This is a genomic window from Luteibacter sp. 9135, assembly GCF_000745005.1.
Lineage (GTDB): Bacteria > Pseudomonadota > Gammaproteobacteria > Xanthomonadales > Rhodanobacteraceae > Luteibacter.
Map to the genome: position 1 here is coordinate 4403622 of NZ_JQNB01000001.1, position 12544 is coordinate 4416165.

Annotated in this window: 14 protein-coding genes and 1 tRNA gene; 6 read left to right on the top strand and 9 right to left on the bottom strand. The window is 66.1% G+C overall.

Annotation, left to right across the window (positions count from 1 at the left end; genetic code table 11):
- Position 1: 1 nt before the first annotated feature.
- Positions 2 to 1144, bottom strand: a complete 1143-nt coding sequence (locus FA89_RS18680; RefSeq protein ID WP_081916769.1) for a PilW family protein — start codon at positions 1142 to 1144, stop codon at positions 2 to 4.
- A complete protein-coding gene (gene pilV, locus FA89_RS19470; protein ID WP_051938972.1) occupies positions 1141 to 1650 on the bottom strand; it encodes a type IV pilus modification protein PilV in 510 nt (169 codons plus the stop codon). The genes FA89_RS18680 and pilV overlap by 4 nt, the downstream gene beginning before the upstream one ends.
- Before the next feature lie 180 nt (positions 1651 to 1830).
- Between pilV and FA89_RS18690 the strand changes: the two genes are divergently transcribed.
- From FA89_RS18690 to FA89_RS18700, 3 genes are all read left to right on the top strand, one after another.
- Complete coding sequence (locus tag FA89_RS18690; RefSeq protein WP_036143154.1) at positions 1831 to 2010, top strand: hypothetical protein; 180 nt, start codon at positions 1831 to 1833, stop codon at positions 2008 to 2010.
- A gap of 116 nt (positions 2011 to 2126) precedes the next feature.
- Positions 2127 to 2387: a hypothetical protein gene (locus FA89_RS18695; protein WP_051938973.1), complete on the top strand. Its 261-nt coding sequence runs from the start codon at positions 2127 to 2129 to the stop codon at positions 2385 to 2387.
- Positions 2388 to 2570: 183 nt separating this feature from the next.
- Positions 2571 to 2783 (top strand): hypothetical protein, encoded by a 213-nt coding sequence (locus FA89_RS18700; protein WP_036143156.1) that lies wholly within the window; start codon positions 2571 to 2573, stop codon positions 2781 to 2783.
- Positions 2784 to 2793: 10 nt separating this feature from the next.
- Here FA89_RS18700 and FA89_RS18705 read toward each other — a convergent pair whose 3' ends face one another.
- Positions 2794 to 3219 carry a winged helix-turn-helix transcriptional regulator gene (locus tag FA89_RS18705; protein WP_275451397.1) on the bottom strand — a complete coding sequence of 142 codons (426 nt, stop codon included), beginning with the start codon at positions 3217 to 3219 and terminating at the stop codon, positions 2794 to 2796.
- 111 nt (positions 3220 to 3330) lie between these two features.
- Here FA89_RS18705 and FA89_RS18710 point away from each other — a divergent pair, with 111 nt between their 5' ends.
- From FA89_RS18710 to FA89_RS18720, 3 genes are all read left to right on the top strand, one after another.
- Positions 3331 to 4095: an SDR family oxidoreductase gene (locus FA89_RS18710; protein WP_036143158.1), complete on the top strand. Its 765-nt coding sequence runs from the start codon at positions 3331 to 3333 to the stop codon at positions 4093 to 4095.
- Between the two features lie 102 nt (positions 4096 to 4197).
- The gene (locus tag FA89_RS18715; protein ID WP_036143160.1) at positions 4198 to 4635 is read left to right on the top strand and encodes a hypothetical protein; all 438 of its coding nucleotides are present in this window, start codon (positions 4198 to 4200) and stop codon (positions 4633 to 4635) included.
- Between the two features lie 76 nt (positions 4636 to 4711).
- The gene (locus FA89_RS18720) at positions 4712 to 5050 is read left to right on the top strand and encodes a cupin domain-containing protein (protein ID WP_240003936.1); all 339 of its coding nucleotides are present in this window, start codon (positions 4712 to 4714) and stop codon (positions 5048 to 5050) included.
- A gap of 191 nt (positions 5051 to 5241) precedes the next feature.
- On the opposite strand, the gene FA89_RS18725 is transcribed toward FA89_RS18720, so the two are convergent.
- The 6 genes from FA89_RS18725 to murJ form a co-directional block, all read right to left on the bottom strand.
- Positions 5242 to 5317: transfer RNA gene (locus tag FA89_RS18725), tRNA-Thr, on the bottom strand.
- Positions 5318 to 5360: 43 nt separating this feature from the next.
- Positions 5361 to 6302, bottom strand: coding sequence for a 4-hydroxy-3-methylbut-2-enyl diphosphate reductase (ispH, locus tag FA89_RS18730; RefSeq protein ID WP_036143161.1), 942 nt, complete (start codon positions 6300 to 6302; stop codon positions 5361 to 5363).
- A 48-nt stretch (positions 6303 to 6350) separates the two neighbouring features.
- Positions 6351 to 6857, bottom strand: coding sequence for a signal peptidase II (gene lspA, locus FA89_RS18735; RefSeq protein WP_036143164.1), 507 nt, complete (start codon positions 6855 to 6857; stop codon positions 6351 to 6353).
- 81 nt (positions 6858 to 6938) lie between these two features.
- Positions 6939 to 9800: an isoleucine--tRNA ligase gene (gene ileS, locus FA89_RS18740; protein WP_036143166.1), complete on the bottom strand. Its 2862-nt coding sequence runs from the start codon at positions 9798 to 9800 to the stop codon at positions 6939 to 6941.
- A gap of 48 nt (positions 9801 to 9848) precedes the next feature.
- Positions 9849 to 10805: a bifunctional riboflavin kinase/FAD synthetase gene (locus FA89_RS18745; protein WP_036143168.1), complete on the bottom strand. Its 957-nt coding sequence runs from the start codon at positions 10803 to 10805 to the stop codon at positions 9849 to 9851.
- A gap of 99 nt (positions 10806 to 10904) precedes the next feature.
- Positions 10905 to 12512 (bottom strand): murein biosynthesis integral membrane protein MurJ, encoded by a 1608-nt coding sequence (murJ, locus tag FA89_RS18750; RefSeq protein WP_036143171.1) that lies wholly within the window; start codon positions 12510 to 12512, stop codon positions 10905 to 10907.
- Positions 12513 to 12544 lie beyond the last annotated feature (32 nt).

Below are 12544 nucleotides of genomic sequence, written 5' to 3' on the forward strand. Positions count from 1 at the left end.
TTCATCCCCTTACCCGATTGCGCAGGACGACCACCTGGCTATTGAAGATCCGCACATATTGCTGTGGCTTGTCGCCGTAATTCGAAGGCGGTGAGCCGTCGCAGTTGTTGGCGCTGGTAAGTGAGGGATAGCTGATGGCACCCGCATTGTCGATCTTGTAGCTGCAATCGCTCGACAGTGGCACGTCGATGGGATGCGGCACCCGGACGTCGCGGGTGGACGAACGAGCCACCAGCGACACGCGGACCTGGGTGATCGCGTTGAAATCGATCACGGAAGAAGCGGGAACGAACTTCGCCGGTACCGTCGGCGTAATGGACGCCGGAACAGCATATTCGAACTGCATCTGTTCGATACCGTCCACCACGGCCTCCGATACGAGGGATCCATTCGCGTCCAACCGCATGCGCATGAGCGTTGGGGAGGGATTGCCCGCATCGCCATCGTCCGATGTGCCGCACACCTTGTCGGCACCGGGATCGGAACACGGCTGCAGGTAATACATCTCCAGCTGGAACGGATACACGTAGCGACCGCTGGCGGACCCTAGCGGATTGGTGGGCACGGACTCGCCTTTGCGGAAGATCGTGCCGGTCTGGTCGATCGCGGAAAGGATGAAGATTGTCGTTCTGTTCGGCACCGCGTCCGAATCGAAAGCCGTGGTGCCCGAGCCCTTGGCAGGGTCGTAGCCGTGCGTATCCGCATAGCGCACTACGACCACATCGGAGCGCTTCACGTAATTGGCATCGGGTACACAGTTGGCGATGGGAAACGTGTCGGCGCCGTTATAACCACGAATGCCGTTTTCGGTGGCGCCCGGCCCCACGTTAACCATCCACGCGGCGGTGCATCCACCGCTGCCGGTCAAGCCGGAGACATTGCTCGTCGTGGTGATCTTCCCCGCCTTGATCCCACCCCAGAAATCCGCCATGCGCAGCGACCAGGCCACACGGCTTGAGGCGAAACGGAGGTTTTCCTGGTTGAAGTTGTTGCCCTGCTGGATCGTGAAGGCCTGCCGGTTCGCCATCAGCACAGCCACCAGCCCGCCGACCACGATGACGCCGATAGCCAGGGCCACCATGAGCTCGACCAGGGAGAAGCCGCGGGCGGACCGCATTCGTGCACGCATCGGGGGCTTTCTCATTGCAGGTAGCTCAAGCTGTAGGACTGCGACGGATCCGCGCTCGAACTGCCCGCGACGCCGGCCCAGGACACCGTGATGACCAGCGTGCCCAGGTTGGGATCCTTGGTCACCGTGGCCATCTTGCCGCCCGACGTGGTGGGCGGCGGAAGGGTGCGGATCAGGGCAGCCTGCCAACAAGCCAGATCGCGCTTGGCGACATCGGCGGGCGTCGACGCTGTCGTGCTCGCACAATCGCTGGCGGTATAGGTCGTGGTGCCATCGTAGAGGTAGGCACTGGTGCCATTGCCGGGCGGCAGCGCCCCATCGGGATTGGCCCGCATGGACTCGGCCAAGCTCCGGGCCAGCCCGATCGCTGCCGTACGGGAGCCGGATTCCCGCGTGAACTGGGCCCCCTTCAACTGAAGCAGGGCAAGACCCAGCATGCCGATACTGAAAACCAGCACGGCCACCATCACTTCGATCAGCGATATGCCTCGCTCGCGATGACCAAGCGCCACGTCAGCCACGACCCCTCCCCTTTTTCGTACCCACGTACCGGTGCACCGATGCTAAGGTTTTCCGGCACGTATTGAGAGGATTCTCCGACGACTGGTGGGGTGTTGCCGACAGACGGTTTGACGCCGGGCCTACCGCTTGTTCACAACAGACGGCGCCTCATGACCGCCCGCCCCCTTGAGTATCCGCCCATGACCCACGACCGCCAGGACATCACCCACCCCGACCACGGCCAGCCCACGCACCCCGAGACCGACGCCGAGAAGCAATCCCGCAAGGACAAGGCCAGCGAGAACCTCGACCATGCGCTGGAAGAAAGCATGGACGGCAGCGACCCGGTGTCGCCCTTCGTACCGGCCAAGGCCCCCTGAGTAAGCCGGGGCCGCGACGTCACAACGCCACCCGCCGACATCGTGCCGTAGCGTTGGGATAACGAAGCGGTCACGGATCGGCGGAGACAATAGCGGGGTTAAGTAGGAGTGCCCCAGTGCTAGCGCAATACGTTTTCACAGCCGCCAATGCCATCTTTCGCATCGTCCGCCACGGTCATCGCTGGCGCGCGCTGCGCGACACCCTTGAGCTGGGCCGGTTCGAGACAGCCGAGGCGGCCATGATCGGCTTGCGCGACATGTGCCGTGACGTTCGCCTGCCTCGCCGCCTTACCGACTGGCGTTTCCTGCCGCCTGCTGCCTTGGGTCATCTCGCGCCGCCCAGCCCGGCCGTGCTCGCGCGCCTGTCGGCCGCTTGATGCGTTGGGCCGCCGTAGGTGGTTGAAGGATCTGCCGTTCCGGCTGCCGATTCGGCGCACGAGTCCGAGGCCTCCACCGATAGAAAGGTAACCGAGCGACCCGACTGCCTGTCCGAGGCTTCCGAGGGCTCGCCGGGAGGCGGTGTGCGAGGCGTAGTGATGTGGTACCACCCCGAGTTAAAAATGGCCCTGGTGGAAATCGAGGACGGTTTTGCCGTCGGTGCCGTCGAGGAAGGACACTGCGCCATCGGCGATGTCCTCAGCGGCCAATTCCGCCGTGACGAGGTCGAGCACCTCTGCAACCTGAGCACCGGTGGCACCGTGATGTTCCACGTCGAGGCGGATCACGTCTCCGAAGGCGAAGCCAACGACCTGCTCGGCCTGCTGCGGGACTGAGCAGGGATCGTCAGTCGTCCGCCTGCCGCGCCTTGAAGGCGGCACGCGACGCGACGATGGCGTCGTGATGCTCTTCCGCCCATAGCCACACCCCGCAGAATGCCGCGCCCAGGCTCAGTCCGATGGGCGTCAGCTCGTATTCCACGCGCGGCGGCACCACGGGATACACGGTGCGGGTGACCAGTCCATCAGCCTCCATCTGGCGCAGCGTCTTGGTCAGCATTTTCTGGCTGACGTCGCCGATGAGTTGGGCCAGACGACCGAAGCGCAGGCGGCCGTGGTCCGCCAGTACCTCCAGGCAGAGCATGGTCCACTGATCGGCAACGCGCCCGATGATGTCGCGCACCAGCGCATCCAGCGCGGCGTCGGTACGCTGCTCGCCCATGGCGCGACAGGGCTCGTCATAGCGGGGCTTGCGCGGTGTTGGCGAAGACATGGAGCAAATCCTTGGTTACCGATCGGTAAGTATGGAACATTACGGAGCCTACTTTCCATGGGAGAGTGATGGTTCTAGCCTTGGCCTTACCTACCCACTGCGAGGCGATCGATGGATATCCAGGGCAATACCATTCTCATCACGGGCGGCGGCTCCGGCATCGGTCGCGCCCTGGCCGAGGCCTTCCATGCACGCGGCAACCGGGTCGTGATCGCGGGGCGTCGTCAGGCCGCGCTGGACGAGACCACCGCCGCCAATCCCGGCATGGCCTCCGCCTTGCTCGACATCGAGGCCCCCTCTTCCATCGGCGAGTTCGCGGAACGGCTTACCCGTGAGCATCCCGCGCTCAACGTGGTGATCCACAACGCCGGCATCATGCGGCCCGAGGACATAAAGGACGGCGCCACGGATACCGCCGAGGCCACCATCGCCACCAACCTGCTGGGCCCCATCCGCCTCAACGCCGCGCTGATCGGCCATTTGTTGGCGCAGCCGAAGGCGACGGTGATGACGGTGTCCTCCGGCCTGGCATTCACCCCGCTCTCGCTTACGCCTACCTACTGCGCCACCAAGGCGGCGATCCACTCGTACTCGAACTCGCTGCGCTACCAACTGCGGAACAGCAACGTGCAGGTGATGGAGCTGGTGCCGCCCTACGTGCAGACCGAACTGATGGGCGAGCAGCAGAAGAACGACCCGAATGCCATGCCGCTGGACGCGTTCATCGCAGAAGTGATGCGGTTGATCGAGTCACAGCCGGACGCCCACGAGATCCTGGTCGAGCGGGTCAAGCCACTGCGCTTCGCCGAAGCCAGCGGCAACTTCGAGGCGTTCTTCCAGCAGTTCAACGACCAGATGGCCAGGCACGCGCCCTGACGGCATCTTTTACGACAGCGTTACCCGGAAAGCGCCCGGGTAGCGCAGCGTTTTTACGCATCGTCGCCGGATACTGGCCTCCCTTTCATGGAGTCACCGGCAATGTCGATCGTCGTGATCACGGGTCCGCGCCACGGCGCAGCGCAAACCACCCTGGCCGACGAGGCCCTGTGTCGCCTGTGGGACCGCGCACAGGCCGCCGGTACGGACCTCCTCTGGCGTCCCTGCAGCGACTTCCACGACGTGGTGATGCAACTGGATCACTCGCCCGCCGACCATGCGCAACTGGTGCTGCTGGATGTCGATGCCAACGACGTACCGGCACACGACGTGGCGCCGCTACGCGATGCGCTGGCGGCGTTGCACGTGCCCTACATCGAAATGCACGACGATAGCGATGCCTCCGACGCGTCGGCCCTGGTGCCATCGCATCCGTCACTGGTGAGCGTGGTGGTGCCGGGCGATACGATGGCCGGGTACGACATGGCGTTGTCGATCGGGTTGCGGTATCTGGCGTGCGATGTGCGAATGGCGGCTTGAGTGGGCGTTGCCGGCGGCGATAGCTCACATCCCATACTCAGCGTGGCTATCATGGACCTGCGCGCAGGTCCACCTGATGGATCGCACTCCGAGAGTATTCATCGTGAAAATTATTCGCAGCAAAGACTTTGTAGCGTCGAAAGCCTGGGGAGCCCTGGATATCGCCAATATGCGAGGCATCACTACCAGGCTTCACTGGACGGATCAGCCGTATAAATGGCATGTCAACGACGGTGAAGAGGTCTTTGCCGTGCTCGATGGTCGCGTCCGGATGCTCTACCGGGAGCACGGGGTAGAAAAGTCAGTCACCCTCGAAACAGGCGACGTGTTCTATGCGTCGGTTGGTACAGAACACGTAGCTCACCCGATAGGCGAGGCGCGCATTCTCGTGGTGGAGACCGCCGGTAGCGTGTAGTTATATCGGGGGAATCTTTACACGCTTCCCGCACGCGACGATAGCGCTCCGGCGACGCCCGCACCGGCCTCACCCACCCGCTGAGTTGGATGGGTAGAGGCGACAGCGGATGCCCAGGCACAAAAAAACCCGCTACGAAGCGGGTTCAAATGCGTCTCAAGGACACGTACGGACAGCCTTGGACATATACTTGGTGCCGGAAATAGGAATCGAACCTACGACCTCATCATTACGAATGACGCGCTCTACCAACTGAGCTATTCCGGCGAGAAGCGGAATTCTAGGGAAGCTTGGCCTCCGGTGCAAGTCCTCAACCGGCCAGGCGGAGTTCCTTCGGCAGCGCGAAGGTGATGTTCTCGGCCTCGCCGTCCAGTTCGCGAACGGTGCCCGCGCCCCACGATTGCAGCCGGGCGATCACTTCCTGGACCAGTTTCTCCGGTGCAGAGGCGCCCGCGGTGACACCGATACGGGTGCGACCCTCCAGCCATTCGCGCTGGATGTACTCGGCGCCGTCGATCAGATAGGCGGTAACGCCCTGCTTCTCGGCCAGCTCCTTCAGGCGGTTGGAGTTGGAGCTGTTGATCGAGCCCACCACCAGCACCAGGTCCACGGCGTCCGCCAGGCGGCGCACGGCGTCCTGCCGGTTCTGGGTGGCGTAGCAGATGTCGTCCTTGCGCGGGCCCTCGATGGCGGTAAAGCGCGCCCGCAGCGCGGCGATGATGGCGATGGTGTCGTCCACGGACAACGTGGTCTGGGTGACGAAGGCCAGCTTGTCGGGCTGCGACGGCGTCAGCTCGGCGACATCTTCCACGGACTCGACCAGGTAGATGCGGCCCTCGTTGGCGCGGTTCCACTGGCCCATCGTGCCCTGCACCTCGGGATGCCCGGCGTGGCCGATGAGGATGACGTCGTGGCCGGCGCGGCCCAGGCGCGCGACTTCCATATGCACCTTGGTGACCAGCGGGCAGGTGGCGTCGAACACGTTGAGGCCGCGGCGGTCGGCTTCCTCACGGACGGCCTTGGGCACGCCGTGGGCGCTGAAGATCACGGTGGAGCCGTCGGGTACGTCGTCCAGTTCCTCGACGAACACGGCGCCATCGGCGCGCAGGCGCTCGACGACGAAGCGGTTGTGGACCACTTCATGGCGGACGTAGATCGGGGCGCCGTACGACTCCAGGGCGCGCTCCACGATCGCAATGGCGCGGTCGACGCCGGCACAGAAACCACGGGGATTGGCGAGCAGGATGTCCAAGGGGGACCTCGGTAGGAGCGATGGCCGCCGGGCGGCCGGACACTACCATTATCGCACGGTCGGCTTGTCGGGGCCGCTGAACAGGCTGAACACGATCAGGGCCACGGCGCCGACGCTGATGGCGGAATCGGCCACGTTGAACACCGGGAACGGGTAGCTGCCCAGGAACACCTGGATGAAATCGGTGACCTTGGCCGCATGCACGCGGTCGATCACGTTGCCCAGCGCACCGCCGACGATCAGCGCCAGCGGCAGCGCCGTCCGCCAGTCGCGCCGCGGCGTACGCGCCAGCCAGACCGTCAGTGTCACGCTGATGACGGCGGCCAGCAGCACGAAGAACCAGCGCTGCCAGCCCGCGCTATCGGCCAGGAAGCTGAAGGCCGCGCCGGTGTTGAAGGTCAGCGTCCAGTTGAGGATGCCGGGTATCACCGGGTGCGGCGTCTCGGCCGGCTGCAGGGCGGCCAGCGCCCACCACTTGGTGAGCTGGTCGAGCACGATCATCGCCGCGGCGAGCCACAGCCAGGACAGGGCATTGGGTTGGGGGCGTGCGGTCATGCGTAAGGCCAGTCAGCGAAGGCGGAGCGGCCGCGCCGCCGGCAGGGCGACGCGGGTGGTGCGTGCGGGGCAAGGACGCCCTCAGAACCAGCGGCGATCCTCGCCCTGCCCCGTCACGTTGTCCACGCAGCGACCGCAGATCTCCGGGTGCGCCGGATCGACGCCGACATCGGGGCGGTGGTGCCAGCAACGGATGCACTTGGCCGCGTCGCTGACAGCGGCGGACACGTAGACCTCCGCGCCGTCCAGCTCCACCCGCTCCGCCGAGGCCGGGCGGCTGTCCAGGTCCGCCAGCGCCACGTCGGAGGTGATGAAGAAGAAGCGCAGCTCGCTCGCCGATGCCGCCAGCGCCACCTGGGTGGCCTTGTCGGCGTGGATCGTCAGCGTGGCATCCAGCGAGGCACCGATCTGGCCGACCTTGCGCATGCCCTCGAGCACATGGGACGCCGTCTCGCGGATAGCCAGCAACTGGCTCCACCAGCCGCGCGTCTCGGCGTCCTGGCGCGCGTCCAGGCCCTCGTACCATGTCTCGAACAGCGGCGACTCTTCGCGCGTGCCCGGCAGCTGCGCCCAGGCCTCTTCCGCCGTGAAGGTCACGATCGGCGTCAGCCAGCGCAGCATGGCCTCGGCGATGCGGTACATCGCGCTCTGCGCGCTGCGGCGGCCGCGGCTGTCGGTCGGCATCGTGTAGAGCCGGTCCTTGGTGATATCCAGGTACAGCGCGCCCAGTTCGTTGGTGCAGAAGTTCTGCACGCGCTGCACGATCTCCGGGAAGTCGTAGCGCTCGTAGGCCGCAACGATCGCAGCCTGCGTATCAGCGGCCTGCTGCACGGCCCAGCGGTCCAGGTCGAGGCAGGCGTCCGTGGCGAGCAGGTGCTTGTCCGGATCGAAGCCGTCCAGGTTGCCGAGCAGGAAGCGCACCGTGTTGCGGATGCGCCGATAGGTGTCGGCCACGCGCTTGAGGATCTCGTCCGACAGCGACATCTCGTTGCGGTAATCGGTGGAGCAGATCCACAGGCGCAGGATGTCCGCGCCGAGCGTCTTCATGATGTCCTGCGGCTCGATGCCGTTGCCCAGCGACTTGGACATCTTGCGGCCCTGCGCGTCCACCGTGAACCCGTGCGTCAGCACGTGGTCGTAGGGCGCGCGGCCGTGGATGGCGGCGGAGGTGAGCAGCGAGGACTGGAACCAGCCGCGATGCTGGTCCGAGCCCTCGAGGTACATCACCTTGTATTCGCTGGCGTTGCCGGCCTGCAGCTCGGGGCGCGCGCCGATCACGGCGAAATGACTGGTGCCCGAATCGAACCACACGTCCAGGACATCGGTGACTTTCTCATAGGTGTCGGCGTCGTCGCCGATCAGCTCGCGCGGGTCCAGCGTGAACCAGCAGTCGATGCCCTCCTGGGCCACCTTCTGCGCCACTTTCTCCATCAGGGCGACGGAGTCCGGATGGGGCTCGTGGGTGTTCTTGTCGATGAACAGGGTGATCGGCACGCCCCACGTGCGCTGGCGCGAGATGCACCAGTCGGGACGACCTTCCACCATGCCGCCGATGCGTTCTTCGCCCCAGCCCGGTACCCAGCGCACGGAGCCGATCGCATCCAGCGCGGTGCGGCGCAGGCCGGCGGTCTCCATGCCGATGAACCACTGCGGCGTGGCGCGGTAGATCACCGGGGTCTTGTGGCGCCAGCAATGCGGGTAGCTGTGGGTGAGCTTGGCGAAGGCCAGCAGCACGCCACGACCACGCAGCAGGTCGACCAGCTGGTCGTTGGCCTTCCAGATGTGCGTGCCGGCCAGCGAGACATCACCCGCGAGCGGCAGGTCAGAACGATAGACGCCGCGGCCGTCGACATAGTTGAGCGTGCCGATGCCGTAGTGCTGGCCGACCGCGAAATCCTCCGCGCCGTGGTCCGGCGAGGTGTGCACCGCACCGGTGCCGTCTTCGTCCGACACGTGGTCGCCGAGGATCAGCGGCACCTGCCGGTCGTAGAACGGATGGCGCAGCGGCTTGTTTTCCAGCACGGCGCCCTGCACGCGGCCGAGCACGCCGCCGGTGGTTTCCACGCCGTAGCGGGCCAGGGCCTTCTCCACGAGGGCCGAGGCGATCACCAGCAGCACCCGCTTGCCGTCGCGCGACGGGCCCTCGACGAGGGCGTAGTCGATCTCGCCACCCAGCGACACCGCCTGGCTGGACGGCAGCGTCCACGGCGTGGTGGTCCAGATGGGCACGGCAACGATGGCGTCGCCCACATCCACGCCGAACTCGGCACCGAGGTCCTTCGGGTACACGGCGTCGTAGGCCACGTCCACCGCCGGCGAGGTGCGCTCGGCGTATTCGATCTCGGCCTCGGCCAACGCCGAGCCGCAGTCGAAACACCAGTAGACCGGCTTGGCGCCGCGGACCACGTGGCCGTTGTCGACGATGCGCGCCAGCGCGCGGATCATGTCGGCCTCATAGGTGAAATCGAGCGTGCGGTACGGCTTTTCCCAGTCGCCCAGCACGCCCAGGCGCTTGAAGTCGGCGCGCTGCAGGTCGATCTGCGCCATCGCGTACTCGCGGCACTTCTGCCGGAATTCCGCGGCATTGAGCTTGTCGCCCGCCTTGCCGAACTTCTTCTCGATCGCGATCTCGATCGGCAGGCCGTGGCAATCCCAGCCGGGAACGTAAGGTGCGCGGTAGCCAGCCATCAGCCTGGACTTGACCACGACGTCCTTCAGCACCTTGTTGACCGCGTGACCCAGGTGGATGGCGCCGTTAGCGTACGGCGGGCCGTCGTGCAGCACGAACACCTTGTCGCGATCGGCGGCCTTGGCCTGGATCTGCGCGTAGCGGCCCACGCGCTCCCACGTGGCCAGCCAGCCCGGCTCGCGCTTGGGCAGGTCGCCGCGCATCGGGAAAGCCGTCTGCGGCAGATTGATGGTGTTCTTGTAATCCTGGGTCATCGCTGGCAACCGTGGGTTTCGGGGCGGACGCGCGGTGCGCGCGTTCCGTCATGCATCGACAAGTATGGGGTTCATGCCAAGGGCCTGCCGGGCGGCGATCTCGTCCTGGCGCATCTGAGCGGTCAGGGCGTCGAGGCCGTCGAATTTTTCTTCGTCACGCAGTTTCCGGACGAACTCCACGGCGATGCGCATGCCGTAGAGATCGCCGGAGAAGTCGAACAGGTGGGCTTCCAGCAAGGGCTCGGCCACTTCGTTCACGGTGGGCCGGACACCCAGGCTGGCCACGCCGGGCCAGCTGCACGGGCCTTCGCCCACACCGATGCGCACCGCGAAGATGCCGCGCACGGGGCTGACCCGCTCCGGCAGGTGCACGTTGGCGGTGGGATAGCCCAGGGTGCGGCCCAGCTGCTTGCCGTACTCCACGTGTCCGTCGATGACGAACGGGCGACCCAGCAGGGTGGCGGCATCGGCGAAACGGCTTTCGCCCAGCAGCTGGCGCACCCGCGTGGACGACACGCGCTCGCCATCGACGAGCACAGGCGCCACGGCATGGGCCGTGAAGCCCAGCTCGGCGCCCATCGACTGCAGCAGGGCGAAATCGCCGCCGCGACGATGGCCGAAACGGAAGTCCTCGCCCACCCACACCTCACGGGCGGCCAGACGCTCGACGATGACGCGACGGACGAAGTCCTCGGCGGACATCTGCGTCAGGGCTTCGTCGAAGCGCAGGGAGAGCAATTGATCGATGCCGGCCGCCGTCATGCCTTCCGCCTTCTCGCGCATGCCCGTCAGGCGCGGCACAGGCTCCTTCGAGAAGAAGGCACGGGGCAGCGGCTCGAAGGTGATGACCGCGGGGACCAGACCCTGGGCCTCGGCGCGCTGGCGCACTTCGGCAAGGATGGCCTGGTGACCGAGGTGTAGCCCGTCGAAGGCGCCGATCGCCACGACGCTGCCCTGGGGGGCGAGGCACGGGCCGTCGACGTCGCGGTGCAGTTGCAACGTCATGCGTGGTCGCCCTGGAATCGATGCGGAATAAAAGCCATCGGGCCAGTATAGCGGCCCCGTTGCGCCGCACAATGCGACGCGGGAACGCCGCGGGGCCCGTCAGCGCGCCCGCAGGTCGCGCAGGCGGAATCCGAGGGCGAAGAGCGCCGTGACGTAGGCGCCACCGCCGGCGGCGACCAGGATGGCGAGGTGCCCCACCCGCTCCCACTTCTCCACGTCGCTCCACTCCGGCCACACGTGCAGGCCCACCAGCAGCACCACGATCATCGCGGCGCAGGCCACCGCCAGGCGGACCAAGTGCCGGCCCCATCCCGGCTGCCGCGTATAGACGCCAGCCTTGCCCAGCCAGCGCCACAGCAACAGCAGGTTGATGTAGCTGGCCAGGGCGCTGGCCATGCCCAGTGCCATGTGCAGCCCCGGGATGGTCGCCAGCGCCGCCATCCAGGAGCCCGCTTTCTGCGCCGGGGTGGCCCAGAGAAAAAACAGCAGGCCAAGGAAAGCGACGTTGAACACCATGTTGGCCACCAGCGAGGCCACGCCCGCGCGGACCGGCGTGCGGGTGTCCTTGCGGGCGTAGAAGGCCGGCAACACCACCTTGACCAAGGCGAACGCCGGCAGGCCGAAGCTCAACGCGGAGATCGACATCGACGCCATCTTCGTGTCGAACGCCGTGAAACGGCCGTGCTGGAAAATGGTCGCCACCAGGGGGAACGACAGGATCATCAGGGCGAACATGGCCGGCACCGCGATCAGCAGCGTGGTACGCAGGCCCCAGTCGAGGGCGCGGGAGAAGCCGTCCTTATCGGTGGCCACATGGTGGCGCGACAGCGAAGGCAGGATGACGGTGCCCAGCGCAACCCCGAACACGCCCAGCGGCAGCTCGAGGAAGCGGTCGGCCTGGGACAGCCAGCTCTGCGAGCCGGCGATCAGCAGCGAAGCGATCACCGTATCCAGCAGCAGGTTGATCTGCGCCACGGACGATCCGAACAGAGTCGGCACCATCAGCGTCATGATCCGGCGCACCTCCGGCGAGCGCCAGCCCCAGCGCGGCAGCGCCAGCAGGTCCAGCCGTTTCAGCGTGGGCAGCTGGAACACCAGTTGCAGGAAACCGGCAACCAGGATAGCCCAGCCCATCGCCATGATCGGCGTCTGCAGGCGCGGCGCGAGCCACAGGGCGCCCGCGATCATGCACAGGTTGAGGATCACCGGGGTGAGCGCCGGCAGGCCGAAGCGGTGGAAACTGTTCAATGCGCCGCCGCTCAACGCGGTGAGCGAGACGAACAGCAGGAAGGGAAAGGTCAGGCGCAGCAGGTTCACCGTGAGATCGAACTTGCCCGCGGAGTCCACCGCGCCAGGCGAAAACAGCGCGGTGACCTGCGGCGCGAAGACCACCCCCAGCGCCACGACCACCAGCAGCACGCCACCCAGCGTGCCGGACGTCCGCGCCATCAGGTCCTTCAGGTCCGCGTGCGGCCGGGTTTCCTTGACCTCGGTGAACACGGGCACGAAGGCGGTGGAGAACGAGCCCTCCGCGAACAGACGGCGCATGAAGTTGGGGATGCGAAAGGCCACCCAGAAGGCATCCGTGGCGGCGTTGGCACCGAACGACGCGTTGATCGCCATGTCGCGTACCAGGCCGAGCACGCGAGAGATCATGGTCATGCCGCTGAAGGACAGCATGCCGCGAAGAAGACTGGGGGTTTTCATCCGTGCCGGGGGTTGCCTAAACGCGTAGTTTG